The sequence below is a fragment of the Telluria sp. AZSoR62 genome (genome assembly GCF_058111565.1).
Genome location: NZ_JBYTST010000005.1, coordinates 223,708 through 243,582, shown reverse-complemented (window position 1 = coordinate 243,582; position 19,875 = coordinate 223,708). Strand labels below are relative to the sequence as shown.

General features: G+C 64.7%; 13 protein-coding genes. All 13 read left to right on the top strand.

Translation table 11 applies throughout. The features are described 5' to 3' along the window. Positions 1 to 182 precede the first annotated feature (182 nt). Positions 183 to 2,849, top strand: a complete 2,667-nt coding sequence (locus AC3XQU_RS10585) for a TonB-dependent receptor (protein ID WP_489874116.1) — start codon at positions 183 to 185, stop codon at positions 2,847 to 2,849. A 92-nt stretch (positions 2,850 to 2,941) separates the two neighbouring features. Continuing rightward, a complete protein-coding gene (locus AC3XQU_RS10580) occupies positions 2,942 to 4,294 on the top strand; it encodes an MFS transporter (RefSeq protein ID WP_489874115.1) in 1,353 nt (450 codons plus the stop codon). 90 nt (positions 4,295 to 4,384) lie between these two features. Continuing rightward, positions 4,385 to 5,335, top strand: a complete 951-nt coding sequence (locus AC3XQU_RS10575) for a glycoside hydrolase family 43 protein (RefSeq protein ID WP_489874114.1) — start codon at positions 4,385 to 4,387, stop codon at positions 5,333 to 5,335. A 21-nt stretch (positions 5,336 to 5,356) separates the two neighbouring features. Continuing rightward, on the top strand, positions 5,357 to 6,406 hold the full coding sequence (locus AC3XQU_RS10570; RefSeq protein WP_489874113.1) for an aldose epimerase family protein: 1,050 nt from the start codon (positions 5,357 to 5,359) through the stop codon (positions 6,404 to 6,406). A 4-nt stretch (positions 6,407 to 6,410) separates the two neighbouring features. Further along, positions 6,411 to 7,292, top strand: a complete 882-nt coding sequence (locus AC3XQU_RS10565) for an SMP-30/gluconolactonase/LRE family protein (protein WP_489874112.1) — start codon at positions 6,411 to 6,413, stop codon at positions 7,290 to 7,292. A gap of 168 nt (positions 7,293 to 7,460) precedes the next feature. After that, a complete protein-coding gene (locus tag AC3XQU_RS10560; RefSeq protein ID WP_489874111.1) occupies positions 7,461 to 9,203 on the top strand; it encodes an IlvD/Edd family dehydratase in 1,743 nt (580 codons plus the stop codon). A 175-nt stretch (positions 9,204 to 9,378) separates the two neighbouring features. Beyond that, positions 9,379 to 10,371: an AraD1 family protein gene (gene araD1, locus AC3XQU_RS10555; RefSeq protein ID WP_489874110.1), complete on the top strand. Its 993-nt coding sequence runs from the start codon at positions 9,379 to 9,381 to the stop codon at positions 10,369 to 10,371. After that, the gene (locus tag AC3XQU_RS10550; RefSeq protein ID WP_489874109.1) at positions 10,368 to 11,939 is read left to right on the top strand and encodes an aldehyde dehydrogenase (NADP(+)); all 1,572 of its coding nucleotides are present in this window, start codon (positions 10,368 to 10,370) and stop codon (positions 11,937 to 11,939) included. Before araD1 ends, AC3XQU_RS10550 begins: the two co-directional genes overlap by 4 nt. 34 nt (positions 11,940 to 11,973) lie before the next feature. Continuing rightward, the gene (locus tag AC3XQU_RS10545) at positions 11,974 to 12,741 is read left to right on the top strand and encodes an SDR family NAD(P)-dependent oxidoreductase (RefSeq protein WP_489874108.1); all 768 of its coding nucleotides are present in this window, start codon (positions 11,974 to 11,976) and stop codon (positions 12,739 to 12,741) included. A gap of 136 nt (positions 12,742 to 12,877) precedes the next feature. Continuing rightward, the gene (locus AC3XQU_RS10540) at positions 12,878 to 14,797 is read left to right on the top strand and encodes a glycoside hydrolase family 97 protein (protein ID WP_489874107.1); all 1,920 of its coding nucleotides are present in this window, start codon (positions 12,878 to 12,880) and stop codon (positions 14,795 to 14,797) included. 23 nt (positions 14,798 to 14,820) lie between these two features. Beyond that, positions 14,821 to 16,368 carry an alpha-N-arabinofuranosidase gene (locus AC3XQU_RS10535; protein WP_489874106.1) on the top strand — a complete coding sequence of 516 codons (1,548 nt, stop codon included), beginning with the start codon at positions 14,821 to 14,823 and terminating at the stop codon, positions 16,366 to 16,368. A gap of 76 nt (positions 16,369 to 16,444) precedes the next feature. Next, entirely contained in the window at positions 16,445 to 17,461 is a 1,017-nt protein-coding gene (locus tag AC3XQU_RS10530) for an arabinan endo-1,5-alpha-L-arabinosidase (protein WP_489874105.1), read from the top strand. After that, entirely contained in the window at positions 17,458 to 19,803 is a 2,346-nt protein-coding gene (locus AC3XQU_RS10525) for a beta-L-arabinofuranosidase domain-containing protein (RefSeq protein WP_489874104.1), read from the top strand. The genes AC3XQU_RS10530 and AC3XQU_RS10525 overlap by 4 nt, the downstream gene beginning before the upstream one ends. Positions 19,804 to 19,875 lie beyond the last annotated feature (72 nt).

The window sequence follows — 19,875 nt, the reverse complement described above, 5'->3', positions numbered from 1 at the left end:
TCGGTGGTTTCCACAATCTTGCCCATCTGCACAAGTACAATTCGCTGATACAGAATTTGGTATCGGAACGGCGGAAAAATTGATTGGAATGATCTCGCTTCAACGCCTACCATCAATGTCGAGCTTGTAATAAGAGCAAAGCCGCGACACAGCGGCCACGACAAAAACGACATAGGAGACGTATGAAACGCACTTCCTCCGGCCGTGCCACGGCCAGTTCCCGTCATATCTTCGTCCTGCGCGTCACCGTCGCAGCACTTGCCGGCGCCGGCCTGATCAGCAGCGCCACCGTCGGCGCCCAGGAACTCGCGGCAGTCGAGGCGCCGGCCGTCCCGGCCCCGGTCGCCGACACGGGCGGCAAGGACAACGGCAACGAAGCCGTCGTCCTCGTCACCGGCACCCGCCAGGCGGCCCAGAGCGCGCAAACCATCAAGCGCAATGCCGAGCAGGTGGTCGACTCCATCGTCGCCGACGACATCGGCAAGTTCCCGGACAAGAACGTCGCCGAGATCCTGGGCCGCGTGCCCGGCGTGCAGGTGATCCGCCAGAACGGCGAAGCCGGCAATGTCGTCATCCGCGGCCTGGGCGGCATCACCACCCTGTACAACGGGCGCGAGATGTTCACCGCGGCCGGCCGCAGCCTGTTCCTGGCCGACGTGCCGGTGGCCATGCTGCAGCGCGTGGATGTCTATAAATCGCAGGGCGCCGACATGGTGGAGGGCGGCACTTCCGGCGTGATCGACGTGCGCACCAACCGCCCGTTCGACTTCAAGGGCGCGCAGGCGGCCTTCAATGCGCGCGCCGAGCACCGCGACAAGGCCGACAAGATCGACCCGAACGTCTCGGGCATGCTGTCGAACCGCTGGAGCACCGGCATCGGCGAGATCGGCCTGCTCGGCGGCCTGTCCTACCAGCGCGGCCGCTACCATGACGAGACGGCCTTCGTGGGCGCGCCGATGACGATCGACCGCGGCATCATCGGCGCCGATGCCATGGGCCGGGTAATGGGCAGCGGCGACCGCGAGCGCCTGGCAGGAAACCTGTCGGCCCAGTGGCGACCCAGCAAGGAGCTCGAAGTCTATGCCGAAGGCTTCTCGACCAAGATCGACCACGATTCGCAGAGCATCTTCTTCGTGGGCGGCCTGCCGATCAACAATCCGGCATCGACCGTGACCCCGCGCGCGGGCACCAACTACCTGGAATCGATCAGCAACCCAAACGTCAACACCTTCACCCTGAGCTCGACCCAGGCGCGGCGCGACGATTCCGAGACCCACCAGGGCGCCATCGGCGCCATCTGGAAGATCATGCCGGGCGTGCGCGCCAGCACCGAACTGGTACGCACCGTCTCCAAATACAGCCAGCTCAACCCGATCCTGGACACGGTGCGCGACGTCGCCAAGCCGATCTCCGCCAGCGTGCGCGACGGCGGCGGTTTCCTGACCTATCCGGGCGTGGACATGACCGACCCGGCGCCGTGGACCATGTTCGCGCTGTTCGACAACCACAACCGCTCGCGCGGCGCCGCCACCGACTGGCGCGGCGACGTGAGCTGGACGCCGGAAGCGGACGGCTTCATCAAGGAAGTCAGCGCGGGCGCCCGTGTCGCCGAGCGCTTCGCCTCGTATGTGCATGAACTGAACGGCTACTCGGACGCGCCGAACCGCTTCACGCCGAACGCCATCAAGGTCACCAGCATCCCTGGCCTGAACTGCGTCAGCCCCGAGACCGGCGGCAACTACGGCATGAACCAGTTCTACGCGCCGTGCCGGGACTTCCTGCTCGATAACACCGGCGCCGTGCGCCAGGCCATTCGCGGCGAGACGAGCGCGCGTCCGGACGATCCGTTGTCCTATTACGCCGACCGCGAGAAGACCCACGCCATCTACGCCAAGCTGAACTTCGGCTTCGACGCCGGCCCCATCCCGGTCGACGGTACCATCGGTGCGCGCTACGTGAAGACCAAGCAGAACATCAGCGGCTTCTCCTCGAATAATGGCGTGGTCTCGCCGACCACCGTGTCCTCGTCGACCAGCGACGTGCTGCCCAGCCTGTCGATGCGCGCCCACTTCCGCCAGGACCTGATCGGCCGCCTGTCGGCCAGCAAGGCCATCGAGCGCGCCCCGTTCGGCGACTTCAACCCGGGCCTGGTGCTGTTCCCATCGACCACCACCACGCTGGCCACGGGCACCGCCGGCAACCCGAACCTCAAGCCGCAGGAGGCGCGCAACGTCGACGTGGCCCTGGAGTGGTATTTCGCGCCGGCCGGCTCGGTCACCGGCACGCTGTTCCACCACAAGTACGAGAACTACCTGCGCCGCACGGCGCGTCCGGAGACCTTCGATGGCGTGACCTATAACGTCAGCCGCCCGTACAACGCGGTGTCGGGCAACCTGAAGGGCGCGGAATTCGCCTACCAGCAGTTCTTCACGTTCCTGCCGGGCTGGATGAGCGGCCTGGGCGTGCAGACCAACGTTACCTTCATGGACGGCGGCCTGGCCGAGGCGGATGGCACGATCAACACCTTCGCCGGCATGTCGCGCCGCTCCGCCAACCTGGTGGGACTGTACGAATACGGCAAGTGGTCGGGCCGCCTGGCCTACAGCTGGCGCGACAAGTTCACCGCCGAGTATGCTTACCGCGGCACGCCGTACAACATCGTGGTCGATCCGCTCAAGACCCTGGACGCCTCGATCTCGTACAAGCTGACCGACAACCTCACTATCACGCTCGACGGCAGCAACCTGCTGGACCAGGCCTACCACGACTACCACAGCGTGCCGGAACTGCCGCGCGACGTGCGCCGGTATGATCGCGTGGTCGGGTTGTCGCTCAGGTGGCGTAATTAAGCCGGTTGGCAGGCAGGTGGTGAAGTAAAAGCGGGGCGCTGCAGGGTCATTCTTCCGGCAGTGCCCCCGGTTCGTTCAAGGGAAGGCGCAGCATGCACACTCAACAACTCTCGACCCTCGAAAAAGCGGGTTTCGGCGCCGGCGACATGGCGCTCAATGTGGTGATCTCGTCGATGATGTTGATCATCACCTTCTTCTATACCGACATCTACGGCCTCAAGACCAGCGACCTGGCCATGCTGTTCGTGGCGGTGAAGATCGTCGGCGCGATTGCCGACCTGGCGATGGGGCAGATGACCGATGCCTTCCTTTCTCGCTGGGGGCGCTACCGTCCCTACCTGCTGTTCCTGGCGCTGCCCTATGGCCTGTCCGTGTTCCTGGTGTTCACCACGCCCGACTGGAACTACGACGCCAAACTGGTCTGGGCCTATTCGACCTACATCCTCATGACCATCATGACGGCAGGCGTGGGGATTCCCTATATCTCCCTGATCAGCGGCCTGACCTCGGACCCGCAGGAACGCCTGTCGGCCAACGGCTACCGCCTGTTCTTCGCCAAGATCGGAGCCTTCATGGTGACCATCATCGTGCCGGTGCTGGCCAGCTGGTGGGATGCCGATAACCCGGCCACCGGCTACCAGGCCGCGATGGCGGTGATGGCGGCGATGGGCGTGCTGCTGTTCCTGCTGTGCTTCTTCACCACCACCGAGCGCGTCATCCACAAGGTGGAAAAGCAGCCCCTGATGGACCAGGTGCGCGTGCTCCTGAAAAACGACCAGTGGCTGATTTTGTGCGGCGTGTGCGTGACCGGCACGGTCGGCTACGTGATCCGCGGTTCGGTGGCGATCTACTACGCCAAATACTACCTGGGCGGGGACACCGCCATGGTCTCGGCCTTCCTGTCCACTGGCGTGGCCGCGGCCATCATCGCCATGGTGGTCTCCACCTGGACCACCAAGTTCTATTGCAAGGTCAAGCTGTTCCGCAATTCGCAGATTGCCGTGGCTGTGATCAGCCTGATGATCTATGTACTCGTGACGCCGGGCGACATCGTGCTGGCGTTTGTCCTGTACTTCATCCTGTCGCTCGTGGTGGACCTGCACGCACCGGTGTTCTGGTCGGCGATCGCCGAGACCATCGACTACGGCCAGGTCAAGACCGGCAAGCGCGTCTCGGGCTTTGCGTTCGGCGGCATCTCGGTCTGCCAGAAGGCCGGCATGGCCGTTGCCGGCGGCATGGTCGGCATCCTGCTCGATTATTTCCAGTACCAGCCCAACCAGGCCCAGTCCGCGCTGGCGCTGCAGGGCATCGCCCTGATGCTGTCGGTGATTCCGGGCTTCTTCCACCTGTTGATGGGGATGCTGATGTTCAAGTACCGGATCAGCGACCAGTATTACGACACTGTCAAGGCTGATATGCGTACCCACGGCTACGTGGTCAGCTAATAACCCGTAGGGTGGGCATTTGTAACTCAGGCCGGTGGCCTGAATTACAAATGCCCACGCGTTCAACCACCCTGTGACTCGCCGAATATCATGCAAGCTACCGTCCTGAAACCCCTGATCGAACAACGCGCCGACCCCTACATCTACAAGCACACCGACGGCTTTTACTACTTCACCGCCTCGGTCCCCCAGTACGACCGCATCGAGCTGCGCCGCGCCCCCACCATCGCGGCCCTGGCCACGGCCGGCACGGTCACCGCCTGGACCAAGCCCGACACTGGCCCGTACTCAGAATTGATCTGGGCCCCCGAGCTGCACTTCAACCAGGGCGCCTGGTATGTCTATTTCGCCGCCGCCCCCAGCCGCGAGATCAAGCACAAGCTGTTCCAGCACCGCATGTATGCGATCCGCAACCAGAACGCCAACCCGCTCGAGGGCGAATGGGAGTTCATGGGCCAGGTCGACACCGGCATCGACAGCTTCTGCCTGGACGCCACCACCTTCACCCACAAGGGCCGGCTGTACTACCTGTGGGCGCAGAAGGACCATGAAATCGAAGGCAACTCGAACCTGTACATCGCCCCCATGAAGACCCCGTGGCAGATCGAGGGCGAACCGATCATGCTGAGCAAGCCCGAATACGACTGGGAGACGCGCGGCTTCTGGGTCAACGAGGGTCCTTCGGTCGTGCGCCGCAACGGCAGGATCTTTATCAGCTACTCGGCCAGCGCCACCGACGAGAACTACGCGATGGGCCTGCTGTGGGCCGACGAGGATGCCGACCTGCTCGATCCGAAAGCCTGGACCAAATCGCGCGAGCCTGTTTTGTCAACCTGCTACGATCATGGCATCTACGGCCCCGGACACAACAGCTTCACCTATGCCGAAGACAGCGACACCGTCATGCTGGTCTACCATGCGCGCACCTACACCGAAATCGTCGGCGATCCGCTCTGGAATCCGGATCGCCACACGTTCGTGAAGCCGCTGCGCTGGGACGACGCCGGCATGCCCGTGTTCGGCAGGCCGTCCACCTACTAGGACTCACCAAGGACGAACAACGTGCAAACACGGATCACGCAAGCGCCGTTCAGCCAACTGCCGGATGGCGAGACCATCACCCAGTTCACGCTCACCAATGCGAACGGCCTGGTGGCAAAGATCATCGATTTCGGCGGCATCATCACCGAGCTGCATGCCCCCGACCGCCACGGCCGCCTGGCCGACGTGGTGCTGGGCTTCGACCAGCTCGAACCTTACCAGGACGACAGCCCGTATTTTGGCGCCCTGATCGGCCGCTACGGCAACCGCATCGGCAAAGGCAGATTCACCCTCGACGGCCAGGAATTCACCCTGCCGACGAATAACGGCAACAACCACCTGCACGGCGGCGCCCCCGGCTTCGACAAGGTCAAGTGGGACGCCATCGTCGACGGCGACAGCCTGCAGCTGACCTACCGCAGCGCCGACGGCGAGCAGGGCTATCCGGGCAACCTCGATGCCACCGTGGTCTATACGCTCCTGGATACCAACGAGCTGGTGGTGCGCTTCCACGCGGTGACGGACAAGGCCACGCCGGTCAACCTGACCCAGCACAGCTACTTCAACCTGGCGGGCCAGGGCGACATCCTGGGCCACGTCCTGAGCATCGACGCCGACGCGTTTGTGGCCATCGACGCAGAATCGATCCCGCTCGGCGCGCTGGCGCCGGTCACCGGCACGCCCTTCGACTTCCGCACCCCGCGCCCGATCGGCGAGCGCATCGAGCAGCCGGACAAGCAGCTGCGCCACGGCCTGGGCTACGACCACTGCTTCGCACTGAACAAGCCAGCCGGCAAAGCCATGACGCGCGCCGCCCACGTCTGCGAGCCGGAATCTGGCAGGGTGCTCGAGCTGTTCACCGAAGAACCCGGTGTGCAGTTCTACAGCGGGAACTTCCTCGACGGCTCCTTGCAGGGCAAGTGCCGCAGCTACCCGCACCGCGGCGGCTTCTGCCTGGAGCCGCAGCACTTCCCGGATTCGCCGAACCAGCCGCAGTTCCCCAACACGATCCTGCGCCCGGGCGAGGTCTACCAGACCGAGTCGCGCTTCCGGTTCTCGGTCGTGAACTAAGCCCATGATGGACCTGTTCATCGACGGCCGGCACGAGCTGGGCGAATGCGTGCTGTGGTGCGAACGCAGCGGCCGCCTGCTGTGGACCGACATCCCGGCCTCCACCCTGTGGGCCCATTCGCCCGCCACCGGCGCCACGCGCAGTTGGCCGATGCCGGAGCGGCTGTGCTGCTTTGCCCTGACCGGCAGCGACGACCGCCTGCTGCTGGGGCTGGCCTCGGGCCTGGCGTTCTTCACCTTCTCGACCGGGGCGGTCAAGCGCATCGTCGACGTGGAAGCCGATATCGCGTCGACCCGGCTGAACGATGGTCGCTGCGACCGCCAGGGGCGCTTCGTGTTCGGCATGTTCAACCAGGACGAGAACCCGAAGCCGGCGCTAGGGAGTTTCTATCGGCTGAACCTCGACCTGAGTCTGGAGCGCCTGCCGCTTCCGAAGGCTGCGATCGCCAACAGCATCTGCTTCAGTCCCGATGGGCGGCGCATGTATTTCGCCGATTCGGCGGCGAAGGAAATCCGCGTGTGCGACTACAACCCGTGCAGCGGGGAGGTGGGGGCGTCGCGCGTGTTCATCGCGTCGGATGCGGCGCCCGGCGAGCCGGATGGCTCCTGCATCGACGCGCAAGGCTATCTGTGGACGACGCGCTGGGGAGCGGGGAAGGTGATGCGCTTCGCGCCGGATGGGCGGCTCGACCGCGTGCTGGAGGTGGACGCCCCGCAGCCGAGTTGTCCGGCGTTTGGCGGGCCTGGCATGTCGACGCTCTATGTCACCACAGCGCATCTGGGGATGACGGCCAACGACCGCGCCGCCGCACCGTTGTCGGGAGCGGTGTTCAGCCAGTCCCTCGACGTGCAAGGCCTGCCTGAATCGCGCTTTTTGCATTCCTAGAGTACGCGGCTTCGCTGCCACCCGACGATACCAAAAACGGTATCACTATCGCGAAATAATTGATTGGAAAGTTATCTGACAGCATTCTAGACTTCCTCATCGCTGAACAACACGACATGAGAGGGGGCACACAGCCTCCCGTGGCGGAGATAACGAGGAGATGTTTTGATGTCCGAGACGAAGAAGAAAACCGAGCTGCGCTCGGCCGCGTGGTTCGGGACCCAGGACAAGAACGGCTTCATGTACCGGAGCTGGATGAAGAACCAGGGCATCCCCGACCATGAATTCCAGGGCAAGCCGATCATCGGCATCTGCAACACCTGGTCCGAACTGACCCCCTGCAACGCCCACTTCCGCAAGATCGCCGAGCACGTCAAGCGCGGCATCTTCGAGGCCGGCGGCTTCCCGGTCGAATTCCCGGTGTTCTCGAGCGGCGAATCGAACCTGCGCCCGACCGCGATGCTGACCCGGAACCTGGCCAGCATGGACGTCGAAGAATCCATCCGCGGCAACCCGATGGACGCCGTCGTGCTGCTGGTCGGCTGCGACAAGACCACCCCGGCGCTGCTGATGGGCGCGGCCAGCGTCGACCTGCCGACCATCGTCGTCACCGGCGGCCCGATGCTCAACGGTAAACTGAACGGCAAGGACATCGGTTCCGGCACCGCCGTCTGGCAGCTGCACGAGCAGGCCAAGGCCGGCCAGATCTCGATGCACGATTTCCTCTCGGCCGAAGCGGGCCACTCGCGTTCGGCCGGCACCTGCAACACGATGGGCACCGCATCGACCATGGCCTGCATGGCCGAGTCGCTGGGCACCTCGCTGCCGCACAATGCCGCGATTCCCGCCGTGGACGCGCGCCGCTACGTGCTGGCCCACATGTCGGGCATCCGCATCGTCGAGATGGTCCACGAAGACCTCAAGCTATCAAAAATTCTCAAGCGCGAGAACTTCGAGAACGCCATCCGCGTCAATGCCGCCATCGGCGGCTCGACCAATGCCGTGATCCACCTGAAGGCGATCGCCGGCCGCATGGGCGTGCCGCTCGAACTGGAAGACTGGACCACGATCGGCAAGGGCACCCCGACCATCGTCGACCTGCTCCCGTCGGGTAAATACCTGATGGAGGAGTTCTATTACGCAGGCGGCCTGCCGGGCGTAATCCGCCGCATGGGCGAGGGCGGCCTGCTGGCGCACAAGGACGCGCTGACCGTCAACGGCAACACGCTGTGGGACAACTGCAAGGACGCGCCGATCTACAACGACGAAGTGATCCGCCAGCTGGACACCCCGCTGATCGAAGACGGCGGCATCCGCATCCTGCGGGGCAACCTGGCGCCGCGCGGTGCCGTGCTCAAACCCTCGGCTGCCTCGCCGCACCTGATGCAGCACCGCGGCCGCGCCGTCGTGTTCGAGGACTTCGACCACTACAAGGCCCGCATCCTAGACCCGGACCTGGACGTCGATGCGAATTCGATCCTGGTGATGAAGAACTGCGGGCCGAAGGGTTATCCCGGCATGGCCGAAGTGGGCAACATGGGCCTGCCGCCCAAGCTGCTGGCCCAGGGCATCACCGACATGGTGCGCATCTCGGACGCCCGCATGAGCGGCACCGCCTACGGCACCGTCGTGCTGCACGTGGCGCCGGAAGCGATGGCCGGCGGCCCGCTGGGTATCGTCAAGGATGGCGACTGGATCGTGCTCGATTGCGCGGGCGGTGGGCTGAACCTGGAGCTGTCGGATGCAGAGATCCAGGCGCGGCTGGCGGATCGGGCGGAGAACAACAAGCCTGTCCAGCACAGCGGCTACCAGCGCCTCTACCTCGACCACGTGCTGCAGGCCGATGAAGGCTGCGATTTCGACTTCCTCGTGGGATGCCGTGGGTCGGCGGTGCCCAAGCATTCTCACTGATCTGAGGTGGGTTGAACGCGTGGGCAGGAGACCTGCCCACCCTACGAGATGCGGCTATTCATGTTGCGCCGGATTCGTCGAACACCGTAGGGTGGTGCGGCTTCGCCGCCCACGCGTTCAACCACCGCCTGAACGCTCGCGCCGTCATTCAAATATCTATACCGGAGACCGAGCCATGCTGCTCATTCAATTCATCACCGAATCGCAAGAACGCCGCGTCGGCATCCTGCACGACAACACCATCCGCGTCGTCAACGGCTACGCCGCGACGCGCGACCTGGCGCGCGCCGCGATTGCGACCGGCACCGGCCTGGCCCAGCTGGCCGACAGTGCTGCCAGCCAGGAGCACTACCACTACGACGACGTCGCACAAGCCGGCCGTATCCTGCCGCCGCTCGACCACCCGGACAGCGCCCACTGCTACGTCACCGGCACCGGCCTGACCCACCTGGGCAGCGCCGATACGCGCGACGCCATGCACAAGAAGATCGGCGGCGACGTGGACTCCTTGAGCGACTCCATGAAGATGTTCCGCATGGGCGTCGAAGGCGGCAAGCCGGCATCGGGCAGCGCCGGCGTGCAGCCTGAATGGTTCTACAAGGGCGACGGCTCGATCGTGCGCGCAACAAGCCAGGAGCTCGAGATGCCGGACTTCTCGCTCGATGGCGGCGAGGAACCGGAAATCGCGGGCCTCTACCTGATCGGCGACGACGGCCAGCCTTACCGCCTCGGCTACGCGATCGGCAACGAGTTCTCCGACCACGTCACCGAACGCCAGAACTACCTGTTCCTGGCCCATTCCAAGCTGCGCAACTGCGGCCTCGGCCCGGCCTTGCTGGTGGGCGAGCTCCCGAGCCATGTGGCGGGCACCTCGCGCATCATCGGCAAGGATGGCCAGGTGCGCTGGGAGAAGGCGTTCGTCAGCGGCGAGCAGAACATGTCGCACACCATCGAAAACCTCGAGCACCACCATTTCAAGTACGGCCTGTTCAAGCGCCCGGGCGACGTCCACATCCACTTCTTCGGCACCGCCACGCTGAGCTTTGCCGACAGCATCACCGTGGAAGCGGGCGAGAGCTTCGAAGTCGAATCGCCGCAGTTCGGCCCGGCCCTGCGCAACCGCCTGGCGGTCCATGCCACCCAATTTGCGAAAGTGAAAACCCTATGACCATTACCGGCGAAGCCATCATCGGCGGCGTGCAGGAGCGCGGCGCCGCAGGTTCCTTCAAGGCCTGGGACCCGACCAAACGCGACTACCTCGAGCCATCCTTCCACATGGTCGATGCAGGCCAGATCGACCGCGCCTGTACCCTGGCGGGCGAAGCCTTCGACATCTTCCGCGCCACCACCGACCAGCAGCGCGCCACCTTCCTCGATACGGTGGCCGAGCAGATCCTGGCCATCGGCGACGAGCTGATCGAGCGCGCGATGGCGGAATCCGGCCTGCCGCGCATGCGCCTGGAAGGCGAGCGCGGCCGCACCGTGGGCCAGTTGCGCATGTTCGCCGAACTGCTGCGCGAAGGCTCGTGGGTCGATGCCCGCATGGACACGGCGCTGCCCGAACGCACCCCGCCACGCCCCGATCTGCGCTACAAGCTGATGGGCGTCGGCCCGGTCGCGGTCTTCGCCGCATCGAACTTCCCGCTGGCCTTCTCGGTCGCCGGCGGCGACACCGCCTCCGCCTTTGCCGCAGGCTGCCCGGTGGTCCTGAAAGCCCACTCGGCCCATCCCGGCACCTCGGAACTGGTCGCACGCGCCGTCACCAAGGCCGTCCAGCTGTGCGAGCTGCCGGCCGGCGTGTTCGCGCTGCTGACCGGCACCGGCAACGGCATCGGCCAGGCGCTGGTCGGGCATCCAGCGATCCAGGCAGTGGGCTTTACCGGCTCGCGTTCGGGCGGCACCGCCCTGATGGCCGTCGCTGCCGCGCGCAAGCAGCCGATTCCCGTCTACGCCGAGATGAGCAGCATTAACCCGCTGTTCATCATGCCGCATGCGCTGGCCAGCCGCGCCGCCGACATCGGCAAGGGGTTTGCCGCCTCGCTGACGATGGGCGTGGGCCAGTTCTGCACCAACCCGGGCCTGGTGCTCGCGGTCGACGGCCCCGGCCTGGATGCGTTCTGCGCCGCCGCCACCGAGGCACTGGCCGCGACCCAGGCTGCCGTGATGCTCAACCAGGGCATCGCCGACAGCTACCGCAAGAGCGTGCACGCGCTGCACACGCACGACGCGATCACCACGCTGGCGCGCGTCGAACACGATGAAGGCAAGGGCGGCGCCGCGCTGTTCCGCACCAGCGCCGAGCACTTCCTGTCGCGCCACGAACTGCATGCCGAAGTCTTCGGCCCGGCCTCGGTGCTGGTGGTCTGCCAGAGCACCGAGCAACTGCGCGAGGTAGCGGAACTGCTCGAAGGCCAGCTGACCGCCACGCTGCAGATCGACGAGGGCGACTACGACGCCGCCAGGGCGCTGCTGCCGGTGCTGGAGCGCAAGGTCGGCCGCATCCTGGCCAACGGTTTCCCGACCGGAGTCGAAGTCTCGACCGCGATGGTCCACGGCGGCCCGTTCCCGGCCACCGCCGACGGCCGCAGCACCTCGGTGGGCACCGGCGCGATCCAGCGCTTCCTGCGCCCGGTGTGCTACCAGAACCTGCCGGAGGCGCTGCTGCCCGAGCCGCTGCAGAGCGGCAATCCTCTGGGCATCTGGCGCCGCAAAGACGGTGCATTGACCAAAGAGTAAGCCGGTATCACAATAAGAACAGATGGAGACGGGTATGACACAGTTGGCAAACTACCCCAGCCTGCAGGGCAAGCGGGTATTCGTGACGGGCGGCGGCACCGGCATCGGCGAAGCGATCGTGCAAGCGTTCGTGGAGCAGGGGGCGGTCGTGGCGTTCGTGGATATCGCCAGGGAGGCCAGCGAAACGCTGTGCGAACGCCTTGGCAAGGCCGGGCACACGGCGCCGGTGTTCCGCTATTGCGACATCACCGACATCCCGACGCTGCAGCGCACGATGGCCGAGCTGGCCCAGCAGCTGGGCGACTTCGATGTGCTGGTCAATAACGCAGCCAACGACCAGCGCCACGACATCGAGCAGGTCTCGCTCGACTACTGGAACGAACGCATCGCCATCAACCAGCGCCCGATGTTCTTCACCGCGCAGGCAGTCCTGCCGGGCATGAAGAAAAAGGGCGGCGGCTCCATCATCAACTTCTCTTCCATGTCCTGGCATGCCAAGGGCGCCGGCTACCCGGTCTACGCCACCACCAAGGCATCCGTCATCGGGCTCACCCGCAGCCTGGCGCGCGACCTGGGCCCATTCGGTGTGCGCGTCAACACCGTCACGCCGGGCTGGGTCATGACCCAGCGCCAGATCGACCTGTGGGTCGATGCCGACGCCGAACGCGAGATCAAGAAGGCCCAGTGCCTGCCGGGCAAGCTGATGCCGGACGATATCGCGGCCATGGTGCTGTTCCTCGGCGCCGACGACAGCAAGATGTGCACGGCGCAGGATTTCGTCGTCGACGCCGGCTGGACCTGATGTGTCGCGGCTGAGCGCCGCCACGCCTCCTGTCACCCCTCACTTCAGCACGTCGTCCCGGCGCAGGCCGGGACCCAAGTTCGTCGCCACTCGCGAAACCTGGGTTCCCGCCTGCGCCGGCTGAAAGGACCTCGCCATGACCGCATTCGCCCGTACGACCCTGGTGCTTGTTGCCGCACTGAGCACCACAGCACAAGCCGCCCCCCTGACCAGCCCCGATGGACACATCTCGGTATCGGTCAGCGTCGCCCCTGGCGGCGCGCTCACCTACGCCATCGCCCGAAGCGGCACACCCGTCATCCTCCCATCGCCGCTCGGCTTGACGTTGGATGGCGCGGACTTGACGACCAGGCTGTCGATCGCCAGGACGTCGGCCATCAAGCCGGTACGCGACAGCTACGAACTGGCCACCGGCAAGAAGCGCAGGATCAGCTACGCCGCCAACGAACAGGTGATCACCGTCCGTAACGCCCAAGGCCAAACGATGGACCTGGCCTTCCGCGCTTCGAACGACGGCGTCGCCTTCCGCTACCTCGTGCGCGACAAGTCGCTGCCGCACAAGAAATTCATGGCCGAAGCCACGGCCTTCAGCTTCGATAGATCCGCCAAGGCCTGGCTGCAGCCGATGTCGGTCGCCCAGACCGGCTGGATGAACACCAACCCCGCCTACGAAGAGCACTACGAGCGCGAGATCGCCGTCGGCGTCAGGGCGCCAACAGAAGCCGGCTGGGTCTTCCCCGCACTCTTTCGCACCGGGGATACCTGGGTGGCCCTGACCGAAGCCAACATGGACGGCAGCTTCCACGCCTCGCGTCTGGAAGCCGAATCGCCCAACGGCCGCTACAAGCTCGGCACGCCGGCCGCACCCGAAGTGTTCACCGGCGGCGCGCTGCTGGCCGAAAGCCGGGGCGACATGGTCACGCCATGGCGCGTCATCGCCTTGGGCTCGCTTGCTACCCTCGTCGAATCGACCCTGGGCACCGATCTGGCCGCGCCCGCCATCGCCTTCGACAAGGCGAAGATCCAGCCCGGCCACGCCTCGTGGAGCTGGGCGCTGTTGAAAGACGATGGCACCGTCTTCGACGTGCAGAAGAAGTTCGTCGACCACGCCGCCGACATGCACTGGGACTACACGCTGGTCGACGCCGACTGGGACCGCAAGATCGGCGACGCGAAGATGCGCGAGCTGGTGGCCTATGGCGCGAAGAAGAAGATCGGCATCCTGGTCTGGTACAACTCGTCCGGCGAATGGAACAAGACCGAGTACAGCCCGAAGGGTGCACTCCTGAACCGCGAGCAGCGCATCAAGGAATTCGCCAAATTGCGCGAGATGGGCATCAAGGGCGTCAAGATCGACTTCTTCGCCGGCGACGGCCAGTCGATGATCGCCTATTACGTCGATATCTTGAACGATGCAGCCAGGGCCGGCCTGTCGGTGAACTTCCATGGCGCGACCCTGCCGCGCGGCTGGTCGCGTACCTATCCGAACCTGATGACGGCCGAAGCGGTGCGCGGTTTCGAATTCACCACTTTCACCCAAGTGGACCAGGACGCGGTGGCCCGCCACGCCGCCATGCTGCCCTTCACGCGCAACCTGTTCGACCCGATGGATTTCACCCCGACCGCCTTCCACGACATCCCGACCATCCAGCGCAAGACCCGCAACGGCTTCGAGCTGGCCGAATCGGTGCTGTTCCTGTCGGGGATCCAGCATTTCGCGGAAACGCCGGAAGGCATGGCCACCGTGCCAGCCTATGTGAAGGGCTTCCTGCGGGAGCTGCCGCGCAGCTGGGACGAAACCCGCTTCGTCGACGGCTATCCGGGCAAGCACGTCGTCATCGCACGCAGGGCAGGGCAGGCCTGGTATGTCGCGGGCATCAACGCCGAAGATGCGGACAAATCGCTCGAGCTGGACCTGTCCTTCCTCAAGAACCGTCCAGGCAACGTGATTTCCGACGGTGCGGGCGAGCGCGCGTTCGTGCAGTCCGCACTCAAGGCCGGCAAGCACAAGATCAGCATCAAAGCGCACGGCGGCTTCGTCGCCGTTTTCAAATAATTCAAATAAACCAGGAGACAGCAGTGAAAGCACTCAAGCCCACCATCCTCGCGCTGGCCATGCTCGCCGCATCGGCGTCCGGCTTTGCGCAGGTGAGCGTCACCATCGACGCCACCAGGCCCGGTCCGGTCATCAACAAGAACGTGTATGGCCAGTTCGCCGAACACCTCGGCACCGGCATCTATGAAGGCCTGTGGGTCGGCCAGAACTCGAAGATCCCGAACACCCGCGGCTGGCGCAACGACGTGGTCGGCGCACTGAAGGAACTGAAGGTGCCGCTGGTGCGCTGGCCGGGCGGCTGCTTTGCCGACGAATACCACTGGCGCGACGGTATCGGCGCGCGCAACAAGCGCCCGGTGAAGGTCAACACCCACTGGGGCGGCGTGGCCGAGGACAATGCCGTCGGCACCCACGAGTTCTTCGACCTGGTCGAGATCCTGGGCACCGAAGCCTACATCAACGGCAACCTCGGCTCCGGCACGCCCCAGGAGATGGCCGAGTGGCTCGAGTACATGACCTCGGACACGAAGAGCACCCTGGCCGAGCAGCGCCGCAAGAACGGCCGCAAGGAGCCCTACAAGGTGGCCTATTTCGGCATCGGCAACGAAGCCTGGGGCTGCGGCGGCAACATGAAGCCGGAATACTACGCCCACCTGTACAACCACTACGCCACCTTCCTCAAGACGCCGCCGAATGCGCGCCCGAAGATGGTGGCCAGCGGCGGCAACGACGCCGACACCAAGTGGACCGAGGTGTTGAGTAAGGAAGCGGCGAAGGGCACCGACGGCATCAGCTTCCACTACTACACGCTGCCCACCGGCGTGTGGGAGAAGAAGGGCGCCGCCACCGGCTTTGGTGAGGACGAATGGTTCTCGACCCTGCAGCAGACCCTGCGCATGGACGGCTTCATCAGGAACAACGTCGCCATCCTCGACAAGAACGACCCCGAGAAGAAGATTGGGTTCTATGTCGACGAATGGGGCACCTGGTACGACGTGGAGCCGGGCACCAACCCGGGCTTCCTGTTCCAGCGTAATACCCTGCGCGACGCGGTCGTGGCGGCCTTGAACTTCAACATCTTCCATGCGCACGCCGAACGGGTGCGGATGACGAACATCGCGCAGATGGTCAACGTGCTGCAGGCGATGATCATCACCGACAAGGACAAGATGCTGCTCACGCCAACCTATCACGCGTACAAGATGTATGTGCCGTTCCAGGATGCGACTTCGCTGCCGACCGCGGTCAACAACGACGTGTCGTACTCCGCGAACAACAAGAGCATCCCGGGCATCAGTGCATCGAGCGCGCGCGGCAAGGACGGCAAGGTATACGTGGCGCTGGTCAACACCAACCCGCGCCAGGCCAGCGACGTGGTCGTGGACCTGAAGGGGCAGTCGGTGTCCGGTGCGACCGGGCAGGTGCTCACCTCCGAGGCCATGGACGCGCATAACACCTTTGACAAGCCGCAGGCGGTCAAGCCGGCGGCGTACAGCGCCAAGGCTGCGAACGGCAAGCTGACCTTGAAGGTGCCGGCGAAGTCGGTCGTGGTGGTGGCCGTCGAGGCATAAGCAGGCTGCTGTACCATTTGTCCACGCCGGCGCATGCCGGCGTGGACACAATCGAACGATCATTCTGGATACCGCGATGTCTTTACTCTCCCGTTTATCCGCCGCTGCGCTCGCGCTGGCAGTCGCGCTTCCTGCATTCGCCGCCCAGGTCAGCGTGCACGACCCGGTCATGGCCAAGGAAGGCAACAAGTACTACCTCTTCAGCACCGGCCCCGGCATCACCTTCTACAGCTCGACCGACATGAAGACCTGGAAGCCGGAAGGCCGCGTGTTCGCGGGCGAGCCGTCCTGGGCACGTAAAGCTGCGCCGACCTTCAACGACCACATCTGGGCGCCGGACATCTACCAGCACGCCGGCAAGTACTACCTCTACTACTCGGTTTCCGGCTTCGGCAAGAACACCTCGGGCATCGGCGTGACCACCAACGCCACCCTTGACCCGCGTTCGCCCAAGTACAAATGGGAAGACCAGGGTATGGTGCTGCAGTCGGTCCCGGGCCGCGACTTGTGGAACGCCATCGATTCGCACGTGATCGACGACGAGAAGGGTACGCCCTGGATGTCCTTCGGTTCGTTCTGGGGCGGCCTCAAGATTGTGAAGCTCGATGCCAGCCGCACCAAACTGGCCGAGCCGCAGGAGTGGCACACGATCGCCCGGCGCGACCGTCCCGCTTATGTGCCCGACGAGGAAGCCGGCCCGGCGCAGATCGAGGCGCCCTTCATCATGAAGAAGCACGACTGGTATTACCTGTTCGCGTCCTGGGACCTGTGCTGCAAGGCCAAGGACAGTACCTACAAGGTAGTCGTCGGCCGTTCAAAGCGCGTGACCGGGCCTTACCTCGACCGCAATGGCGTGGACATGGCCAAGGGCGGCGGCTCGCTCGTCATCCAGGGAACCGGCGATTGGAAAGCATTGGGGCACAACAGCGCCTATACCTTCGATGGCAAGGACTACATGGTGCTGCACGCCTACGAGACCGCCGACAAGTACAAGCAGAAGCTCAAGGTGCTGGACATGAAGTGGGACAAGGACGGCTGGCCGATCGTCGATGCGCTCGAGCTGAATCGCTACCAGAGCACCCACGCCAGATGACAACCCGACTCGCCGCCCTCGTGCTGCTCGTCGCCGGCGCGTGCGCGCAGGCGGCCGAGCTCTTCCCCCTTGCCGATGTACGCTTGACGGCCGGCCCCTTCCTGGATGCCCAGACCACCGACCTGAATTACATGATGGCGATGGAGCCGGACCGGCTACTGGCGCCTTTCCTGCGCGAGGCAGGCCTTAAGCCTCGCCAGCCGAGCTACGGCAACTGGGAGTCGACCGGACTGGACGGCCACATGGGCGGCCACTACCTGTCGGCGCTGGCGCTCATGTACGCGTCGACCGGCGACGCGGAAACCCTGCGGCGACTGAACTACTTCGTGGCGGAGCTCAAGCGCGCGCAAGCCGCTAACGGTGATGGCTACCTGGGAGGCATTCCCGGCGGGCGCCAGGCTTGGCGCGACGTCGCAGCGGGCAAGCTCGAAGCCGACAACTTCTCGGTCAACGGCAAGTGGGTCCCCTGGTACAACCTGCACAAGGTCTACGCCGGCCTGCGCGACGCGTACAAGTACGCCGGCAACGAGGACGCGCGCGCGATGCTCATCGCGTTGTCCGACTGGGCGCTGCGCCTTACCGCACGCCTGAGCCCTGAACAGATGGAACAGATGCTGCGCAGCGAGCACGGCGGCATGAACGAGATGTTCGCCGACGTGGCGGAAATGACGGGCGAGCGCAAATACCTCGAGCTGGCGCTGCGCTTTTCGCACCAGGCGGTGCTGCAGCCGCTGGCGAAAGGGCAGGACAAGCTCACCGGCCTGCACGCCAACACCCAGATCCCGAAGGTGATCGGCTTCCAGCGCATCGGCGGCATGACGGGACGGCAGGCGATGCAGGACGCCGCGCGCTTCTTCTGGCAGACGGTGGTTGACCGCCGCACGGTGGCGTTTGGGGGCAACAGCGTCAAGGAGCACTTCCACGACGAGAAAGACTTCGGCCCGATGATCAACGAGGTCGAGGGACCGGAGACCTGCAACACCTACAACATGATCAAGCTGACCCAGATGCTGTTCGAATCCGAACAGAAGGGCAGTTACGGCGACTACGTCGAGCGCGCGCTGTACAACCACATCCTGTCCTCGCAGCGCCCGGGCGGCGGCTTCGTCTACTTCACGCCGATGCGGCCGAACCACTACCGCGTGTATTCGCAGGTGGACAAGGGCATGTGGTGCTGCGTCGGCTCCGGCATCGAGAGCCATGCCAAATACGGTGAATTCATCTACGCGCACGAGGGCGATGCGCTGTTCGTCAACCTGTTCATTCCATCGACGTTGCACTGGCGCGAGAAGAATGTGCGCGTCACGCAGGCGACGCGCTTCCCGGACCAGGGTAGCACGCGCTTGACTGTCGATGCGCCGGCCATGTTCACGATGATGATCCGTTATCCGGGCTGGGTCGCGGCCGGAAAGCTGGTGGTAAAGGTCAACGGCAAAGGCGTGAAGGTCGATGCCCTACCGGGAGGCTATGTGACTGTCGCGCGCGCATGGCAAAAGGGGGACATTGTTGACGTGCAGCTACCGATGAAGACGCGCCTGGAGCAGATGCCGGACAAGTCCAACTATTACGCCGTGCTGCACGGCCCGATCGTGCTGGCCGCGAAGACGCGCCAGCTCGGCGACGAGAAGCTGAACTTCCTCGCCGACGAGTCGCGCATGGGGCATATCGCGCAGGGACCGGTCTGTCCGCTGGAGGCGGCGCCGATGCTGGTCAGCGATTCAATCGACTTCCTGCGGCGCTTCAAGCCGGTAAAGGGCAAGCCGCTCACATTCGCCGCACCGGGGCTGGTGCGTGGTGCGGCCGGATCGGCGACCGAATTCGTACCGTTCTTCCGGCTGCACGATTCGCGTTACACGATGTATTGGCAGCATTCGACGCCCGCCAACTTCGAGCGCATGCGGGCGGAGAATGCGGCGCGCGAGGCGGAACGCCTGGCGCTGGATGCGCGCACGATCGATCAGGTGGCGCCTGGTGAGCAACAACCGGAGTCGGATCACTTCTTCAAGGGCGAAGGTAGTGAAGCGGGCGTGAACAGCGGCCGTCACTGGCGGCATGCGACCAAGTGGTTCAGCTACGAGCTGAACGACCCGAAAGGGAAGGCGAGGCTGCTGCGCCTGACGTTTGCCAAGGCCGATGCCGGTAGGCAATTCGACATTGAAATTAACGGCGTTCTCGTCGCAAACGTCTCACTCGCTGGCGATGGCATGCAAGAGTTCTATCAGGTCGACTATCCGCTGCCGGCGGCGCTCGCCCAAGGGCGGTCTCGCAAGCTGGTCGTGAAGTTCGTTGCCAACCCGGACTCCGTCGCAGGGGGCCTGTATGGCGTGCGGCTCATGCGATAAGGGCCGTGGGGACCGGCGCAATCCACGCCAATGAATCGTCAGTGGGACGACGGAGGCGGATCGCTCCGATAT